Annotated in this window: 17 protein-coding genes and 1 pseudogene; 10 read left to right on the forward strand and 8 right to left on the reverse strand. The window is 74.6% G+C overall.

Going from position 1 to position 16,035, the window contains the following annotated elements:
• Positions 1 to 159 precede the first annotated feature (159 nt).
• The gene (locus SM793_RS16935; protein WP_320439017.1) at positions 160 to 789 is read left to right on the forward strand and encodes a TetR/AcrR family transcriptional regulator; all 630 of its coding nucleotides are present in this window, start codon (positions 160 to 162) and stop codon (positions 787 to 789) included.
• A gap of 183 nt (positions 790 to 972) precedes the next feature.
• Here the strand turns inward: SM793_RS16935 and SM793_RS16940 are convergent, their stop codons facing one another.
• On the reverse strand, positions 973 to 1,554 hold the full coding sequence (locus SM793_RS16940; protein ID WP_320439018.1) for an AAA family ATPase: 582 nt from the start codon (positions 1,552 to 1,554) through the stop codon (positions 973 to 975).
• Between the two features lie 313 nt (positions 1,555 to 1,867).
• On the opposite strand from SM793_RS16940, the gene SM793_RS16945 reads away from it, so the two are divergent.
• The 3 genes from SM793_RS16945 (at position 1,868) to SM793_RS16955 (ending at position 4,065) form a co-directional block, all read left to right on the forward strand.
• Positions 1,868 to 2,341: a phage tail protein gene (locus SM793_RS16945; RefSeq protein ID WP_320439019.1), complete on the forward strand. Its 474-nt coding sequence runs from the start codon at positions 1,868 to 1,870 to the stop codon at positions 2,339 to 2,341.
• 77 nt (positions 2,342 to 2,418) lie between these two features.
• Positions 2,419 to 3,039 carry a GNAT family protein gene (locus SM793_RS16950; RefSeq protein ID WP_320439020.1) on the forward strand — a complete coding sequence of 207 codons (621 nt, stop codon included), beginning with the start codon at positions 2,419 to 2,421 and terminating at the stop codon, positions 3,037 to 3,039.
• A 168-nt stretch (positions 3,040 to 3,207) separates the two neighbouring features.
• The gene (locus SM793_RS16955; RefSeq protein WP_320439021.1) at positions 3,208 to 4,065 is read left to right on the forward strand and encodes an S-methyl-5'-thioadenosine phosphorylase; all 858 of its coding nucleotides are present in this window, start codon (positions 3,208 to 3,210) and stop codon (positions 4,063 to 4,065) included.
• Here the strand turns inward: SM793_RS16955 and SM793_RS16960 are convergent.
• Positions 4,031 to 4,507: a hypothetical protein gene (locus SM793_RS16960; protein ID WP_320439022.1), complete on the reverse strand. Its 477-nt coding sequence runs from the start codon at positions 4,505 to 4,507 to the stop codon at positions 4,031 to 4,033. The genes SM793_RS16955 and SM793_RS16960 overlap by 35 nt on opposite strands.
• Complete coding sequence (locus tag SM793_RS16965) at positions 4,504 to 5,640, reverse strand: molybdopterin-dependent oxidoreductase (protein WP_413815977.1); 1,137 nt, start codon at positions 5,638 to 5,640, stop codon at positions 4,504 to 4,506. Before SM793_RS16965 ends, SM793_RS16960 begins: the two co-directional genes overlap by 4 nt.
• A 174-nt stretch (positions 5,641 to 5,814) precedes the next feature.
• Between SM793_RS16965 and SM793_RS16970 the strand changes: the two genes are divergently transcribed.
• Positions 5,815 to 7,152, forward strand: a complete 1,338-nt coding sequence (locus SM793_RS16970) for a glycosyltransferase family 87 protein (RefSeq protein ID WP_320439023.1) — start codon at positions 5,815 to 5,817, stop codon at positions 7,150 to 7,152.
• A 70-nt stretch (positions 7,153 to 7,222) separates the two neighbouring features.
• On the opposite strand, the gene SM793_RS16975 is transcribed toward SM793_RS16970, so the two are convergent.
• The 3 genes and pseudogenes from SM793_RS16975 to SM793_RS16985 all read right to left on the reverse strand — a co-directional run.
• Positions 7,223 to 8,023, reverse strand: a complete 801-nt coding sequence (locus tag SM793_RS16975) for an SAM-dependent methyltransferase (RefSeq protein WP_320439024.1) — start codon at positions 8,021 to 8,023, stop codon at positions 7,223 to 7,225.
• On the reverse strand, positions 8,020 to 8,652 hold the full coding sequence (locus tag SM793_RS16980) for a TIGR04282 family arsenosugar biosynthesis glycosyltransferase (RefSeq protein ID WP_413815978.1): 633 nt from the start codon (positions 8,650 to 8,652) through the stop codon (positions 8,020 to 8,022). Before SM793_RS16980 ends, SM793_RS16975 begins: the two co-directional genes overlap by 4 nt.
• Positions 8,647 to 9,369: pseudogene (locus tag SM793_RS16985) on the reverse strand (glycosyltransferase family 2 protein); the annotation flags it as partial. The pseudogene SM793_RS16985 and the gene SM793_RS16980, both read right to left, overlap by 6 nt.
• Before the next feature lie 187 nt (positions 9,370 to 9,556).
• On the opposite strand from SM793_RS16985, the gene SM793_RS16990 reads away from it, so the two are divergent.
• A complete protein-coding gene (locus tag SM793_RS16990; RefSeq protein ID WP_320439025.1) occupies positions 9,557 to 10,408 on the forward strand; it encodes a response regulator transcription factor in 852 nt (283 codons plus the stop codon).
• On the forward strand, positions 10,405 to 11,562 hold the full coding sequence (locus SM793_RS16995) for a HAMP domain-containing sensor histidine kinase (protein ID WP_320439026.1): 1,158 nt from the start codon (positions 10,405 to 10,407) through the stop codon (positions 11,560 to 11,562). The genes SM793_RS16990 and SM793_RS16995 overlap by 4 nt, the downstream gene beginning before the upstream one ends.
• 2 nt (positions 11,563 to 11,564) lie before the next feature.
• Here SM793_RS16995 and SM793_RS17000 read toward each other — a convergent pair whose 3' ends face one another.
• Both SM793_RS17000 and SM793_RS17005 read right to left on the reverse strand, forming a co-directional pair.
• Positions 11,565 to 12,620 carry an NAD-dependent epimerase/dehydratase family protein gene (locus tag SM793_RS17000; protein WP_320439027.1) on the reverse strand — a complete coding sequence of 352 codons (1,056 nt, stop codon included), beginning with the start codon at positions 12,618 to 12,620 and terminating at the stop codon, positions 11,565 to 11,567.
• A gap of 136 nt (positions 12,621 to 12,756) precedes the next feature.
• Entirely contained in the window at positions 12,757 to 13,215 is a 459-nt protein-coding gene (locus SM793_RS17005) for a MarR family transcriptional regulator (protein WP_320439028.1), read from the reverse strand.
• A gap of 126 nt (positions 13,216 to 13,341) precedes the next feature.
• Here SM793_RS17005 and SM793_RS17010 point away from each other — a divergent pair, with 126 nt between their 5' ends.
• The 3 genes from SM793_RS17010 to SM793_RS17020 all read left to right on the forward strand — a co-directional run bounded on the left by SM793_RS17010 (position 13,342) and on the right by SM793_RS17020 (position 15,983).
• Positions 13,342 to 14,508 (forward strand): flavin-dependent oxidoreductase, encoded by a 1,167-nt coding sequence (locus SM793_RS17010; RefSeq protein WP_320439029.1) that lies wholly within the window; start codon positions 13,342 to 13,344, stop codon positions 14,506 to 14,508.
• Positions 14,505 to 14,954: a DUF3237 domain-containing protein gene (locus tag SM793_RS17015; RefSeq protein WP_320439030.1), complete on the forward strand. Its 450-nt coding sequence runs from the start codon at positions 14,505 to 14,507 to the stop codon at positions 14,952 to 14,954. Before SM793_RS17010 ends, SM793_RS17015 begins: the two co-directional genes overlap by 4 nt.
• Before the next feature lie 321 nt (positions 14,955 to 15,275).
• Entirely contained in the window at positions 15,276 to 15,983 is a 708-nt protein-coding gene (locus SM793_RS17020; RefSeq protein WP_320439031.1) for a hypothetical protein, read from the forward strand.
• The last annotated feature ends 52 nt before the right edge of the window (positions 15,984 to 16,035 follow it).

Below are 16,035 nucleotides of genomic sequence, written 5' to 3' on the forward strand. Positions count from 1 at the left end.
GGGACGGGGTGGGGGACAAGCAGGGGACGGGTCGGTGGAACGGGCCTGGAGCTACCCGGCCGGGGCCGCGCTCCCTGGATAAAACTAACTTTGTTAGTGCCGGCTGTCGATCTGGCACGATAGCCCCCGAACACGAAGCGCGGAAGAGGGGACCTTTCGGTGGGCCGACCGGGCAAGGCACTGCTGACCCGCGAGCGGATCGCGCGCGCGGCGCTCCAGGTGGTGGACGAGGAGGGCGCCGACGGCCTCACCATGCGGGCACTGGCGGAACGGCTCGGGGTCAGGGCCGCCTCGCTCTACAACCACATCGCGAGCAAGGAGGCCCTGGTCGACACCGTCTCCGAACTGGTCAACAGCGAGATCGACCACACACCGCTGAGCGACGCCGACTGGCGCTCCGGCCTCGCCGCGTACGCACGCGGCTACCGCGCCGTCTTCGTCCGGCACCCGAACGCGGTCTCCCTGCTCGCCCGCCGCCGCGTCGTGGCGGACAACGCCCTGCGCGGATACGACGCGCTGCTCGCCCTCCTCGGCCGGGCCGGCCTCGGCCCGGCGGACGCGGCCGAGGTCGCCGCGGCCCTGGACTTCCTCGTCCTCGGCTCCGCCCTGGAGACCTTCGGCGCCGGCTTCACCCGCGAACCGGCCGCCTACCGGCCCGAGTACCCGGCACTCGCGGACGCCCTCGACGGCGCCTACGCCGACGGGAGCGGCGCGACGGAACTCGACGACCGGGGCTTCGAGCTGGGGCTGCGCCTCCTGGTCGACGGCGTGGAACTCCGCACCCGGTAGACGAAGGACGCCGTGGTGTTCGGGCTCACTGCGCTCTCGGACGGTCGCCAGGTCGTCCGCTCCCGCTCCCTCGAGGCCGCCACCGGGTCCTGACCGGGAGCGCCCTCGCGTGCCGGGGGGCATCCCGGGCCACTGACGGCCCGTTGGCTGTGTTGGCCTGGCCGGCCTGCTCCGCCGGGGCGCTCAGAGCCGGAAGTGCGCCACCGCGAGCTCGGCGACCGCGTCCGGCTCCAGAACGGTGTTGTCGACCAGCAGGTGCGCCTCGGGTATGTGCGCGAAGTCGTCGACGGAGTTGAGCCGGAACCTGGCGTCCATGTCGACGAGGTTGGCGTTGGACCACGCGAGGTCGCGCTTGGACGCCTTCTCCGCGAGCCGCGACTCGCCCGCGTTGCGCTCCAGTCGCACGTCCTGGTCGGCGCTCAGCTCCAGGAACAGCACCCGGGCGCCGCGCTCCCGGAAGGGGGCCGCGTACCTTTCGACCAGTGCGGCGTCCTCCGGATCCTCGAAGTCCCAGACCAGGGTGAACACCAGCCCGGGCAGGTCCGAGGCGGCGGCCTCGGCCAGGATCTGCTCGCGGAAGGCGTGGTTCAGGCGCTGGAACTGCGGTGACTCGTAGGGGAACAGCCGGAGCAGCGGCTCGATGGTCAGATGGTTGTGGAAGAGCCGAAAACCCGTGCGCTCGGCGATCGATCCGCCCACCGTCATCTTGCCGACCGCGGCCGGTCCGACGACGAAGAGCAGGGTGGGCGGCGTGCTGTTGGACATCGCGCCAGCATAGGTGCTTGGCGTGATCATGGTCGAACGCTCCCGACCCGCTCCTCGACGGGGGTGTCCGGGCCGGTGAGGTCGCGTTCTCACCTGGTCGGCGGCGGCCGGCGGCACGACGTCGAGCGACGGCAACACGCGTCCTCGCGGGCCCGATGGTCCCGCTGTCACCGGCACCGCGGCATAGGATCACCGCCCGGAAGGCCCCCGCCCGTCCGTGCCCGTGCCCCGCCCGTCCGTGCCCGTGCCCCGCCCGTCCGTGCCCGTGCCCGCCCGTCCGTGCCCTGCCATTGCCCATGCGGAGGAACCCGCCATGACCTACACCGTGGACTTCGAGACCGTGTCGACCGTCGGCCTGGAGTCCTCCCCCTTCGCGGAAGCGCTCGCCGGGCTGCGGGCGAACGAGGCCCGGTACTTCCGTAACAAGTACGGCCACGTCTTCACGGTGGAGCCGGCGGAGGAGGCCGCCGAGGCCGTCGACTGGGTGCACCGGATCCTGCTGGCGGAACGCGAGATCGTCATCGCGTCCCGGCCCCTGGAAGCCACGGCCTTCGAGGTCGAGGGCATCAGGATGGCCTACGTCTTCTACGAGAGCGGCCTGTCGGTCAATGTGATGTACACCGTCGAGGACGCCAAGAAGCGGGCGGTCGGATTCAAGCTCTCGGAGGGAATGGAGGTCCCGGAGGAACTCGCCCAGCGGTTCAAGTTCGCCCGGCAGAAGTCCAAGCTCGCCGGGACCGTCCGCGGGTCGTTCTTCGTCATCAAGAACGAGTACCCCTTCCCGTAGCGCTCCGACCGGCGACCTCGGCCGGGCCGGGGTGAAAACCCGTTGCCCGGACAGCCGGGCCTGCCGAGAATCTCGGCATGGATGATCACCAGGACGCCGACTTCTCCGTCAAACCCACACTGACCGGCGAGCTGGTGGTGCTCCGCCCGTTCGACCTGGCGCAGGACGCGTCGGCGATCCGCGACTGGCTCACCGACCCCGAGGTCGCGCGTTTCACGGATGGCGACCCCGGGACGACGCCGGCGCCGCCGTGGGACGAGGAGGCGGAGCGCCGGATGCGCGAGTGGTACGGCAGCCGGGCGCGGCAGCCGGACCGCTTGGACCTGGCCGTGGTCGACCGGGCGAGCAGCCGCTGTGTGGGCGAGGTCGTGCTCAACCAGTGGAGCCCGGACAACCGCAGCTGCAGCTTCCGGATCGCCCTGACGGCGGCCGGCCGCGATCGCGGCCTGGGCACCGAGGCAGTGCGGCTGACCGTCGGACACGGCTTCGAGCGGCTCGGGCTGAACCGGATCTCGCTCACGGTGTTCGACCACAATCCGCGCGGCCGGCGCGCCTACACGAAGATCGGCTTCGTGCTGGAGGGCACCCGGCGCGAGGCGCTGCGATACGGCGGGACATGGGTCGACGACCACGACATGGCGATCCTCGCGTCGGAGTGGCGGCTGCACCGGGGGACTCCGAGCGTGCAGGTGCCGTGACCGAGCCTTCCCGGTCGAAGCACCGCCAGTGCGCCGGGTCGTGGGCCGGGCACCGAGGGCCGCTGCGTGGGCGACGTTCGCGATTCGTAAGGACCGGCGGCCCGGTTCCGGCGCGGCCCGTTCCTACAGTGGCCCGGAGGCTGTTCCCGAGAAGAGAGGTGGACCGCGATGACGGTCGACCAGGACGTCCCGCCCAGCGCCGAGGTGGGCGTGATCGGCGGATCCGGGCTCTACGAGCTGCTGGACGACGTGACCGAGGTGCGGGTGGACACCCCGTACGGTGAGCCGAGCGACGCGCTGTTCGTGGGCGAGGCGGCCGGCCGCCGGGTCGCGTTCCTGCCGCGGCACGGACGGGGCCACCGGCTCCCCCCGCACCGGATCAACTACCGCGCGAACCTGTGGGCGCTGCACACCCTGGGTGTGCGCCAGGTGCTGGCGCCCTGTGCGGTCGGCGGGCTGCGGCCGGAGTACGGGCCGGGCACCCTGCTGGTGCCCGACCAGTTCGTGGACCGGACCTCCGGGCGCCCGCAGACCTTCTACGACGGTCTGCCGCTGCCGGACGGCACGGTGCCGGAGGTCGTGCACGTGTCGATGGCCGACCCGTACTGCCCGGCCGGGCGGCGGGCGGCGATGGAGGCCGCCCGGGAGGCGGCCTGGGAACCGGTCGACGGCGGCACGCTGGTGGTGATCGAGGGCCCGCGCTTCTCCACCCGCGCCGAGTCCCGCTGGTTCACCGCCAACGGCTGGTCGGTGGTCGGCATGACCGGGCACCCGGAGGCCGTCCTCGCCCGTGAACTCGGGCTCTGCTACACCTCGGTGGCCCTGGTGACCGACCTCGACGCGGGCGTGGAGAGCGGTGCGGGCGTCACCCACGGCGAGGTGCTGAAGGAGTTCGCCCGCAACGTCGACCGGCTGCGCACAGTGCTGTTCAAGGCGGTGGAGGGCCTCCCGGTGGTGCGCGACTGCTCGTGCCCGCACGCCCTGGACGGCCTCACGACCGGTCTTCCCGGGGTGCCCGGCGCCTGACGGCACGGTCCCGGCGCCTGACGGCCCGATTCCGGTACCCGACGGCCCGGTCGCGGCGCCGCCACCGTCCGACGAGCGCGACCAGCAGCGCGAGTCCGGCGGTGGCGGCCAGCACCAGCAGCCAGTTGCGCAGATAGGGCAGCGGCAGCACGGACGGGTTGCCGCCGTCGTCGCCGGCCCGCAGGACGGCCGGCAGGCCGACGGCGGTGACGGCCGCCGCGACGACCAGCCAGCCGCGCGGCACCGGCCCGCGCACCAGGAACGCGCCCAGCAGGCACAACACCGGCACCCACAGGCCGTCGTGGACCACCAGCCCCCAGAACCCCCAGACCAGGACGTCCACCGGGTCGGTGATGTACGGGTCGCCGAGCAGCCCGTACAGGCCGTAGCCGGTCAGGGCGAGGCCGGCCGCCAGCAGCAGAGCGCGGACCGCGGCGGTCATGCGACCACCTCGATCCGGGTGACCCACTTGGTCTGCAGGACACCGGGCCGGTTCGGCGCGATGATCCGCGCCGGGAACCCGTGGTCCGCCGTCAGCACCTCACCGTTGACGCGCAGGGCCAGCAGACTGAGCGGATCGTCGGCGTACTGCGCGGGCATCTCCATCACCCGGTAGGGCCCCTCGGCCTCCAAGGAGGTGACCCGTGCGGAGGAGCCGGCCGGGGCTCCGGCACGCACCAGCAGGTCGGAGACCCGGACCCCGCTCCACCGGGCGGTGGCGCTCCAGCCCTCCACGCACGCGATGGGCAGCTCCACCTCGTACTGGGGGAGTTCGCCGAGTTCGGTGAGGGTGAGTCCGTACGGCCGGGGCCCGTCGACCACGAGGCGCCAGCCGGCCGGCACCGTGAGTGTGCCGGCCTGGGCGGCGGTGCGGTTCACCGGCAGGCCCTGGGCGCCGATGTCCGGGCGGCGCGGCGCCAGCAGGTCCAGGGTGCGCAGCCAGGGCACGGTCTGCCCGGCCGTGACCAGGGTGACCGCTCCGGCAGCGGCGAAGGCCGAGGTGAGGAACGCGCGGCGCTCGGCCAGGACCGGCGCCGCCCGGCGCCACCAGTTCGCCGCGATCAGCGGCGCCTTGACCGCGAGGTGGACCAGCAGCCCGCCGGTGGCCAGCCAGCCCAGCCAGAAGTGGGTCTGCCGGAACGGGAACGGCCACGGGTACCACTGCAGGGTGTTCAACAGGCCGGTGAACAGCTCCAGCAGGACGGCCACGACGAGGACCGCGATGCCGAGCCGCTCCAGGGCGTGCAGCACACTGCGCGCCGGCGGCCATTCGAACAGCCGGGGGTAGACCGCCCACAGCTTCGCGCCGGCCAGCGGGATCGCGGCCAGCCCGCCGATCACGTGCAGGCCCTGGGTGACGCGGTAGCCGTTCACCGGGCGGGCGGGCAGGTGGGGGGCGACCCAGGCGGGCGGGTCCTGGAGCAGATGGCTGATGAGGCCGGTCAGGAAGCAGAGGAGCAGGGCCGCGCCCAGCCACCGTCCGACGACGACGACGGTGCGCGGCTCGTGCAGCGGCGAGGTGAAGGCGCCCTCGCGGAACGGCCCGCGCCGCAGGAACGACGGGGGAGCGGGCAGCAGCGGGTCGTAGCGGCGGCGGGCGGCCGGGGCGCCGGGGTCGGCGGGTTCGGATTCCACGTGTCCATCGAAGCGCCCCGGGGCGTTCCTCCGGTGCTCCGACGTGCTTACGGAATCCGAACGGCGGGCTCGCCGCCCGGCCCGCCGGCCCCCGCCGGTGGGAGGGTGGCCGACGTGATCTCCCGTACCGCGCTGCCCTGCCTCCTCGCTCTCGCCGCCCTGGCCACCGCCCTGGCGCTGACCGTCACCCAGGGCGGCGCCCTCCCGCTCCACGACTGGTACCTCCTCGACGTCGCGCTCTTCGCCGTCGCGGTACTGCTGCTGCGCCGGGTGCCCGGGCGGCAGGCCGTGCCACTGGTCCTGGCGGGCAGTGTCGCGGTGGCCGCCGTCGGGCTCCTGGCCCCGCCGCGGACCAGCGACGACGCCTACCGCTACGTCTGGGACGGGCGCGTCCAGGCCGCCGGGATCTCGCCCTACGCGCACACCCCGGACGACCCGGCGCTGGCCCGGCTCCGCGATCCCGGGCTCTTCCCGGCGGGCGACGGCTGCACCGGCTGGGACGAGCGGCCGACAGCGGCCGGGGACTGCACCCGCATCAACCGGCCCGCCGTGCACACCATCTACCCGCCGGTGGCGCAGGCATGGTTCCTCGCGCTGCACCCCTTCGGGGGCGGGGTGCGCGGGGTACAGGCCGCCGGGGCACTGCTGGCGGTGGCGACCACCGGGCTCCTGCTGCTGACGGGACACGGGAGCCGACGGGCCGCGCTGTGGGGGTGGTTCCCCGGCGTGACCGTCTGGGCCGTCAACGACGCGCACGTGGACACGCTCGGCGCGCTGCTGACGGTCGCCGGGCTCGGTTGCGCGGCCCGGGGCCGGGCGGTGCGCGGGGGACTCCTCCTGGGCGGCGCGGTCGCCACCAAACTGCTGCCGGCCCTCGCCCTTCCCGGGGCGCTGTCCGGTCTGCTGGCCCGCCGACCGACCCGCGGCGACGTCCTGCTCCTCGGGTCCGCGCTGGGCGCGTTCGCCCTCTCCTACCTCCCGTACGTCGTCGTCTCCGGCCCCTCGGTCCTGGGCTACCTGCCGGGCTACCTGCGGGAGGAGGGCTACGAGCAGGGGCACATCGACCGGTTCGGGCTGCTGCGCCTGGTGCTGCCGGACCGCCTCGCGCCGTGGGCGGCGGGGCTGGTCCTGGCGATCGTGGTGTTCCGGGTGCTCCGCCGGGGCGACCGGGACCGGCCGTGGGGCGGCGCGCTCCTGGTGACGGGCACGGCGCTGCTGCTGGTCGCGCCCGGCTACCCGTGGTACGGGCTGCTGGTGGTCGCGCTGGTCGCCCTCGACGGCCGCTGGGAGTGGCTGGCCGTCCCGGCCGCCGGCCAGGCGCTGTACCTGACCGGAGGGCAGAGCGCGCAGCAACTCTCCTACGGGACGGCGCTGTGCGTCGTCCTCCTCGTCCCGCTGCTGCGGCAGCACCTCGCGGGGCGGGCGGTGGTGGCGGTGGGCGGCCGGAGGTGACGGAAGTCCGGCGGGCGGAGCGGACGCCGGCCGTCGGGCTATCGACCCATCGACCCATCGACCTATCGACCTATCGATCTGTCGGTCGGTCGGCCGGTCGGACCGGCAGCGTGGGCGAACGGGGTGAGGAGAGCCGGGGAGCGACGGTCGGCCGCCGCGTTGTGCTCGGACTGCTCGGGCCGGTCGGGCTGCCCGGACTGCTCGGGCTCGGCGCCCCGCGTCTGCGCAGGGCGAGGAAGCGTCGGCCGTGGGAGGCCCATCGTTCCGCCTCGACGAGCCCGGCGTCGCGGGCGCGGCGTACGGCGGCCTCGGTCCCCAGGCGCGCCCAGGCGAACGGCGGCCCGAGCCGCCCGTCCGGGCCCTCGACGCGGACGGTGACGCGCTCGTCGACCTCGCGCGGCTCGACCTCCACCAGCAGCAGCCCGTCCGGGGCGATCAGTTCGGCCGCGCGCCGCAGCAGGGCCTGCGGGTTCCCGCCGATGCCGAGGTTGCCGTCCGCCAGCAGGGCCGCACCCCAGCGGCCCTCGGCCGGGAGCCGGTCGAACACCGACCGGCAGAGCGCCGCGCCGCCGAGGCCCAGGGTGTGGGCGACGGCCGCCGGTGTGACGTCGACGCCGAGTGCCGGGACGCCGAGGGCGAGGAGCGCGGCGACCAGCCGGCCGGGCCCGCAGCCGAGGTCGACGACCGGCGCGGACAGGTCGAAGCAGCGCAGCAGCAGGCTGTGGTCCCCGCCGGCGGCGGGCGCGCACCAGCGCTCGATGTCGAGGGGGATCCGCCGGCCGTCGTCGCCCCGCAGCCAGAGCGGACCGCGTCCGGTGCGGACGGCGTCGGCGAACGGGTCGTCGATCCACGCCGTCGCGGTGCCGCTCAACCCGCCACCTCGGGGGCGGCCTCGAACGAGCGCAGGCGGGCCGCGAACCGGCTGTCCGGCGCCTGGGAGGCGACCAGCCGGGCGTCCTCGACGGTGTCGACGTCGGTGGCCTCGGGCAGCCGGTGCACCGCCAGGCCGGCCGCGCCGAGCCGGTCGAGGAGCACCTGCCCGGTGTCCGGGGTCGACATCGGCACCCCCAGGAGGAGCCGGCGGGCGAGGTCCCCGGTCGGCCGGGCCAGGCCGAGGGCCCAGAAGCCGCCGTCGGACGCGGGCCCGTACCAGGCGTCGGTGCCGGCCCGGCCCACCGGGGAGAGCGGCTCGGCCAGAGTGGCCGCGTTCACCTGCGGGGTGTCCATGCCCACCAGCAGCGCGGGCGCGTGCGGGGCGAGCCGGGCCGCGTGCCCGAAGGCTGCCGCCAGTCGCGCGTCCAGCCCGCCGCCGCTCTGCGGAATCACCTGCCACCCGGGCGGCAGCCAGCGGCCCGGTTCGCCGTCCAGGACCAGCAGGCGCCGCCCGGCCGGTACGGTCGCCAGGGTGCGCAGGGTGTCCACGAGTGCGGCCTCGGCCAGCGCCGCCGCCTGCTCGGGTGTGCAGGCCGGGGTGAGCCGGGTCTTCACCCGGCCGGGCACCGGGGCTTTGGCGATGACCAGCAGGGTGGGCGGCGGGGCGGCCAGGACGGCCCGCATGTCGCGGATCGCCTGCCGGGTGCCGCGCAGCGTGCCGGTCACCTTCGACCGGCCGGCGCGCGGCAGGTAGTCGACCGAGGTCTCGGTGATGCGCATCCCGGCGGCCGAGGCGGCGAGCACCATCTCGAGCGGGTACCCGGAGCGGCGGTCGCCCAGCCCGAGCGCGAGCAGGCGCTCCCGCCGGGCGGCCCGCATCGGCCCCAGGTCGTGCAGTGGGGCGCCGGTGCGGGCCCGCAGGCGGTGGGCCAGCACGGTGTTGGCGAGCCGGGCGTGCAGGGGCCAGGCGTTCACGGTCGCAGGGCGGCGGCGGCCGAGGACGAGGTCCGCGCTGCCGTCGGCCACCGGGGCGGTGACCCGGGGCAGTTGGGCGGGATCGAGGGAGCCGTCGCAGTCCAGGAAGCAGACCAGCTCGGCGGTGGCGGCGAGGAGCCCGGCGTGGCAGGCGGCGCCGAACCCGCGACGGGACTCCTCGACCACGGTCGCCCCGAGCGATCGGGCCAGTTCGGCCGAGCCGTCGCGCGAGCCGTTGTCCACGACGATCGCCCGCCAGCCCGGCGGGATCCGCCCGAGGACCCACGGCAGGGCCGCCGCCTCGTCGAGGCAGGGCAGGACGACATCGACACGGGGGGAGAGGGGGGTAACGGAGGTCACGCCGGTCACGCTAGGGGCCGTTCGGCCCCGCGCGGTGGTGCCGCAGCCTTACGGAAGTCGAACGTCGCGCCGACGGCCCACCGGGCGCCGTCGGCGGTCCGCGCGGGCGCGCGGACCGGTCCCCGGATCTTACGGAGGTCGAACGGCGGACCGCGGTGGCGTCCGGACCGGTGCGGGGGCACCTATCCTCGGCGGGGTGAACGAGCCCTCCTCCACCGCCGGACCGCCGGCCGCCGGCCGCGTCCTGGTGATCGACGACGACCCGACCGTGGCCGAGGTCGTCGCCGGCTACCTCGCCCGCGCCGGCCACCACGTCGACCACGCCGCCGACGGCCCGCAGGGGCTCGCCCTCGCCCGCGCCCACCGCCCCGACCTGGTGGTCCTCGACCTGATGCTGCCGGGCATCGACGGTCTGGAGGTGCTGCGGCGGTTGCGCGGCCAGGACGCCGGTGCGCAGTTGCCGGTCGTCATGCTCACCGCCAGGGGCGACGAGGCCGACCGGATCCTCGGCCTGGAACTGGGCGCCGACGACTACGTCACCAAGCCGTTCAGCCCGCGCGAGCTCGTCCTGCGGGTCCAGTCGGTGCTGCGGCGCTCGCGGGCGGGGGCACCGGTGCCCGGCAGCCCGGCGGGGCCCGTCCGCTCCGGGGACATCACCCTCGACGGGCCGGCCCGGCGCGCCCGCCGGGCCGAGCGGGAACTGTCGCTGACGGCGCGGGAGTTCGACCTGCTGGCGTTCTTCCTGCGGCATCCGGGGACGGTGTTCTCCCGGCAGGAGCTGATGGCCCGCGTCTGGGGCTGGGACTTCGGCGACCTCTCCACCGTCACCGTCCATGTGCGGCGCCTGCGCGAGAAGATCGAGGACGACCCCGCCGCGCCGCGGATGATCAGCACGGTGTGGGGCGTCGGTTACCGCTACGACCCTGCGCAGGGCGACGGCTCGGCACCCGGCGACGACCAGACACATGGCCACGACCAGGCGCCCGGCCACGACCCGGCACAGGGCGACGACCCGGTGCGCGGCGCCGTCGAGGAGGACCGCTCGTGAAGGACCTGCTGCTGATCGCGGCGTTCGCCGCCCTCGGCGCCGGCGGAGCGGGCCTGCTCGGCTGGCCCGTCGTGCGGCTCCTGCGCAGACGCTCGATGGCGCTCTCGCTGTTCTGCGTCGCCGTCGTCACCGTGCTCGCCGTCACCTCGGGCACGTTCGCCGTCGCGCAGGCCATGTTCCTCTCCGCCCACGACCTCGGTGTCGTCATAACGGTCCTCGTCATGGCCGCCGTCGTGTCCCTGTGCACGGCCGCGCTGCTGGGGCGGCAGGTGGTCGCGGGCAGCCGGGCGCTGACCGAGGCCGCCAGGACCGTCGGCAGCGACGCCGGCTTCACCGCGCCCGCCCACCCGCTGGGCCGCGAACTGGCCCAGCTCAGCGGGGAGCTGGCCGCCACCAGCGCGCGGCTGGCCGAGTCCCGGGCGCGGGAACAGGCCCTGGAACAGTCCCGGCGGGAGCTGGTCGCCTGGATCTCGCACGACCTGCGCACTCCGCTGGCCGGGCTGCGGGCCATGGCCGAAGCACTGGAGGACGGCGTCGCCGAGGAGCCCGAGCGCTACCTCCGGCGGATCCGGACCGAGGTCGAGCGGCTCACCGGCATGGTGGACGACCTGTTCGAACTCTCCCGGATCCAGGCCGGCACCCTCTCCCTCTCGCTCTCCCGGGTCTCCGTCTACGACCTGGTCGACGACGCCCTGGCCGGCGCCCACGCGCTGGCCCGCCAGCGGGGCGTGCGCCTCGAGGGTCGGCAGGTGGAGCCGGAACCGGTCGAGGTCGACAGCCGGGAGATCACCCGGGTGCTCGGCAACCTGCTGGTCAACGCGATCCGCTCGACCCCCCAGGACGGTGTGGTCGCGGTCTCCGCCCGGCGGGAGGCGGACGAGGTGGTGCTCTCGGTCACCGACGGCTGCGGGGGCATCCCCGCCCAGGACCTGACCCGGGTCTTCGAGACCGGCTGGCGCGGCACCGCGGCCCGCACGCCCAGGCCGGCCGACCCGGGCGAGCGGTCCGAACGGCCCGAGGCCGGCGGCAGCGGTGCCGGCCTGGGCCTCGCCATCGTCCGCGGCATCGTCGAGGCCCACGCCGGGCGCGCCCGCGTCCACAACGTCGCCGGCGGCTGCTGCTTCGAGATCGCCCTGCCGTCCGCCCGCGGCTGACCTCAGACCCGCAGCGGTGCGGCGGCGAACTCCGCCATGCCCCGTTCGAAGGACACCCGCGGCAGCCAGCCCAGTTCGGCGCGCAGCCGGGCCGAGTCGGCGGTGACGTGGCGTACGTCGCCGAGCCGGTACTCGCCCGTCACCACCGGTGGCGGGCCGCCGTGGGCCGAGGCCAGCGCGGCCGCCATCCCGCCGACGGTGCGCACCTCGCCGCTGCCCACGTTGTACGCCCGGGCGCTGCCCGGCGGCCGGTCGCCCACGGCCGCCAGCGCCGCGAGGTTGGCGGCGGCGACATCCTCGACGTGGACGAAGTCCCGGCGCTGGCCGCCGTCCTCGAAGACCCGGGGCGCCTCGCCCCGGGCGAGGGCCGACCGGAAGAGCGAAGCCACCCCGGCGTACGGGGTGTCACGCGGCATCCCGGGGCCGTACACGTTGTGGTAGCGCAGCGTCAGGACGGTTCCGCCGCAGGCACGCGCCCAGGCCGCGGCCAGGTGCTCCTGGGCGAGCTTGGTCACGGCGTAGACGTTGCGCGGGTCGGCGGGCGCGCTCTCCGCGACCAGGTCCGGCCGCAGCGGAGCGCCGCAGACCGGGCAGGGCGGCTCGAACCGCCCGGCGTCCAGATCGGCGGGCCGCCTCGGCCCCGGTGCCACCTCGCCGTGCTGCGCACAGCGGTAGCGCCCTTCCCCGTAGACCACCATGGATCCGGCCAGGACCAGCCGGCGGACGCCGGTCCGCGCCATCGCGGCCAGCAGCACCGCGGTGCCGAGGTCGTTGCAGCCGACGTACTGCGGCGCGTCGTCCAGGTCCAGTCCCAGGCCCACCATCGCCGCCTGGTGGCAGACCGCGTCCACCCCGGCGAGCGCCTCCTCGACGGCCGCCGCGTCCCGGACGTCCCCGTGCCGGAAGTCGACGCCCGGCGGCAGCACGGGCGCCCGCCCGGACGGATGGACCGCCGGCAGCAGCGCGTCCAGGACCCGCACCCGGTGCCCGGCGGCGACCAGGGCACGGACCACGGACACGCCGATGAAACCGGCACCGCCGGTGACGAGGATTCTCATGCCGCCGACGCTAGCGGCCGATCGGACCCGTGGCCCGCTGACACGGGGCGGCGTCAGGGAACGGTAAGACCCGGGCGCCGCCCGCACGTCCGCCCCGGCCGGCGCCGGGTCGGAGCCGAGTGGTCCGGCCTCCGTGTCAGAGCACCTGGTCGGCGTCCTCGGGGCGTGCGGCCAGGACGCGGGTGAGGAGGTCGGTGAGGGTGGCCCGCTCCTCGGCGTCGAGGGTGGCGAACCACTGCTGTTCGCGGCGGGTCTGTTCGGCGAAGGTCTCCTGGACGGCGTTCTCGCCCTTGGCGGTGAGGGCGACCGCGATCGCGCGCCGGTCGTCGGGCAGGGGCCGGCGTTCGACCAGGCCGTCCCGTTCGAGGGTGTTGACAGCGTTGGTGACCGCGGAGCGGGACATCGCCGAGATCTCGGCGAGTCTGGCGGGCTGGGTGGGGCCGAGCAGCCAGAGCTTGAACATCAGCCGGAAGCCGGGGAGCGTCCAGCCGCGTGGGCGGTGGATGTGGCTCTCCAGGTCGGCGACGACCAGGTAGGACAGGTGCAGCAGGTGGTAGGCGAGCGCGAAGGCCTGCGGGTCGGCCGGTGACGGCATGTCGGCGAGTCGGTCGCGGGCGTAGGCGGCGTATCTGAGATCTGGTCGGTCCACGGGACAGAGTCTTGCGCATGGCGGCCCGATGGGTGATTGTTACGGCCATAACAATCTCAGTGAGGAGGTCCCTTGAAGATCACCATCGCGGGAGCCGGCATCGGCGGGCTCGCCACCGCACTCAGCCTGCACGCGGCCGGATTCGACCAGGTCGTCGTCCACGAGGCGGCCGAGGAGATCCGTCCGCTCGGCGTGGGCATCAACCTCCTGCCGCACGCGGTGCGCGAGCTCACCGAACTCGGGCTGGCCGACCGGCTGGCCGCGATCGCCGTGCCCACCGCCGAGCTGGCCTACTTCAACCGCTACGGGCAGGCGGTCTGGTCCGAACCGCGCGGGCTCGCCGCCGGATACCGGTGGCCGCAGTACTCGGTGCACCGGGGCCGGCTCCAGATGCTGCTGCTGGACGCCGTCCGCGAGCGCCTCGGCGCGCACGCGGTCCGGACCGGGAGCCGGATCGCCGGCCTGCGCCACGACTCCGACCTGCTGGTCGGCGCCGACGGGATCCACTCGGCCGTGCGCGCCGCGCTCTTCCCCGACGAAGGGGCACCGCCGTGGAACGGGCTGGTCCTGTGGCGGGGCACGACCCACGCGGCGCCCTTCCTGACCGGCCGGTCCATGATCATGGCGGGAGACGGCACGCAGAAGTTCGTCGCCTACCCGATCGGGGACGGCCGCCTGGTCAACTGGATCGCCGAGCGGCCCCTGGACGGCGAACCGCCCGAGCGGGGCAACTGGAACCGCCCCGCCGACCTGGCCGCGGTCGTGGCCCACTTCGCCGACTGGCGATTCGACTGGCTGGACGTGCCGGCCGTCATCACGGGAGCCGAGGCCGCGTTCGAGTACCCGATGGTGGACCGCGAACCGCTGCCGTACTGGAGCGGGGACGGTGTCGTGCTGCTGGGCGACGCCGCGCACGCCATGTACCCCATCGGCTCCAACGGGGCGTCCCAGGCGATCATCGACGCCCGTGTGCTGGCCCATTCGCTCGCCACGACCGGCTCCACCGCCGCCTACGAGGAGATCCGCAGGCCCGCCACCACCGCCCTTCAGCTCGCCAACCGGCGCCAAGGGCCCGAGGTCGTCATGAAACTCGCCCACGAGCGGGCCCCCGGCGGCTTCGACGACATCGAGGCGGTCGTCCCGCTCACCGAGCGCGCCGAGATCTCGGCCTCCTACAAGCGCACCGCCGGCTTCGACCCCGTCCTCCTGAACGAGCGCGCCTCATGGAGCGTGCGATGAAACTCACGCACCTCGCCTCGTTCGAGGTGAGTCTGGACCCGGTACTCGACCTCGGTGACTCCCACCTGGGCCGCCGCCGGGTGATCAACATCATCGGCGGGAACTTCAACGGCCCGCGGCTCCGCGGGAGGATCCTGCCCGGCGGCGCGGACTGGCAGGTCCTGCACCCCGACGGCACGGCCACCATCGACACCCGCTCCACCCTGCGCACACACGACGGGGCGCACCTCTGCCTGAGCACCAACGGCGTCCGCCACGGCCCGCCCGAGGTACTGCGCAGACTGGCCGCCGGCGAGGCGGTCGACCCGGCCGAGTACTACTTCCGCCTCTTCTGCCGCTTCGAGACCGGCGACGAGCGCTACCAGTGGCTCAACCGCACCCTCGCCGTCGCCTCGGCCGCCCGCACGGCCGACGCCGTCCGCTACGAGGCGTACACCCTCGACTAGCCGGCCCGCCGCGTTCCGTGGAACCCACCCGGCCGCACCGTCGGCCCGGGCGCCGGCCGGACCACCCGGCGCCCAGTGACGTCCCGGGCCGGGCCGCGAGCGCCTCCCGGGCCTCCACCGGCCGCTGACGCCGACGGCCGGTGCTCGGCGCGTGCTCCGCCAGTGCGACGATGAACTCTCCTGCTGTCACCACGGCGCCGCACGGGCCGGGGCGGGGTGGCCCAACTGTTCGGAGCTGCGGGAACCGGGAGGTCAGCACTCGCGGTGCTACAAGTCGCGATCCGGGACGCCGACGGTGGGCCGCGGGTCTAGCCTGGCGCGGTGACGAGTCGAAACCGAACTTCCCGTACCGGCGCGGTCGCCCTTGTGGCCGCCGGCCTCGTTCTCCTCACCGCCTGCGGTGGCGGTGGCGGTGGCAGCAGTAGTGACAGCAAGGCGAAGCAAGTCGGCTGGTACCGCACGGTCGGCGACCTCTGCGCGGTGCTGGGCGACCCTGGCCTGCCGGGGCAGTTGAGGAGTTCCATACCGGTGACGAGCGCGGGGATCGCGGACGACCCTTCCAGGACGCTCAGTTGCAGCTATGCCGCCGGTCCGGCGACGGAGGACTGGCGGGTGAGTATCGACGCGACGGTCTTCGAGGCGGCCCGCGGCTGCCACTGGCTGGAGGTCGAGGCGGAGATCGCCAAGTCCCCGCTCGGCGGGCCCGAGGCGACCGAGACCCGGAAGTTCGAGATGACCGACGGCGGGGGGCTCGGCCAGAAGGGCTACCAGTCGTCGGTCCGGCACCCGCTCACCGACACCATCCCCGGGCCGGTGGACCAACTGGGCTTCAAGTCGGGTATCTGCGACGGGAATCTGCGCCTGACGATCGACGTCGAATACGGTGCGGGCTCGGGGATGTCCGCGGACTACCCGGGTGCGCTCGACAGGGCGGAGGAGGCGTCGCGGAAGAAGGCCGTCGAACTGCTCAAGCGGACGCAGGAGAAGCTGTACGAGCGTGCGATGAGCCCGCAGCCGACGGTTTCGTGACAAGCGGGCGGGCCGGCCCGGGGCCCATTGCTGCCCCGGGCCGGCCGGCTCT

This window comes from Kitasatospora purpeofusca (assembly GCF_034043715.1).
Lineage (GTDB): Bacteria > Actinomycetota > Actinomycetes > Streptomycetales > Streptomycetaceae > Kitasatospora > Kitasatospora purpeofusca_A.

Bases quoted from the DNA above. Each gene is read 5' to 3' on its own strand.
- SM793_RS16940 (WP_320439018.1), bottom strand. From the start codon at position 1,554: ATGTCCAACAGCACGCCGCCCACCCTGCTCTTCGTCGTCGGACCGGCC.
- SM793_RS16945 (WP_320439019.1), top strand. From the start codon at position 1,868: ATGACCTACACCGTGGACTTCGAGACCGTGTCGACCGTCGGCCTGGAG.
- SM793_RS16950 (WP_320439020.1), top strand. From the start codon at position 2,419: ATGGATGATCACCAGGACGCCGACTTCTCCGTCAAACCCACACTGACC.
- SM793_RS16955 (WP_320439021.1), top strand. From the start codon at position 3,208: ATGACGGTCGACCAGGACGTCCCGCCCAGCGCCGAGGTGGGCGTGATC.
- SM793_RS16960 (WP_320439022.1), bottom strand. From the start codon at position 4,507: ATGACCGCCGCGGTCCGCGCTCTGCTGCTGGCGGCCGGCCTCGCCCTG.
- SM793_RS17000 (WP_320439027.1), bottom strand. From the start codon at position 12,620: ATGAGAATCCTCGTCACCGGCGGTGCCGGTTTCATCGGCGTGTCCGTG.
- SM793_RS17005 (WP_320439028.1), bottom strand. From the start codon at position 13,215: ATGCCGTCACCGGCCGACCCGCAGGCCTTCGCGCTCGCCTACCACCTG.
- SM793_RS17015 (WP_320439030.1), top strand. From the start codon at position 14,505: ATGAAACTCACGCACCTCGCCTCGTTCGAGGTGAGTCTGGACCCGGTA.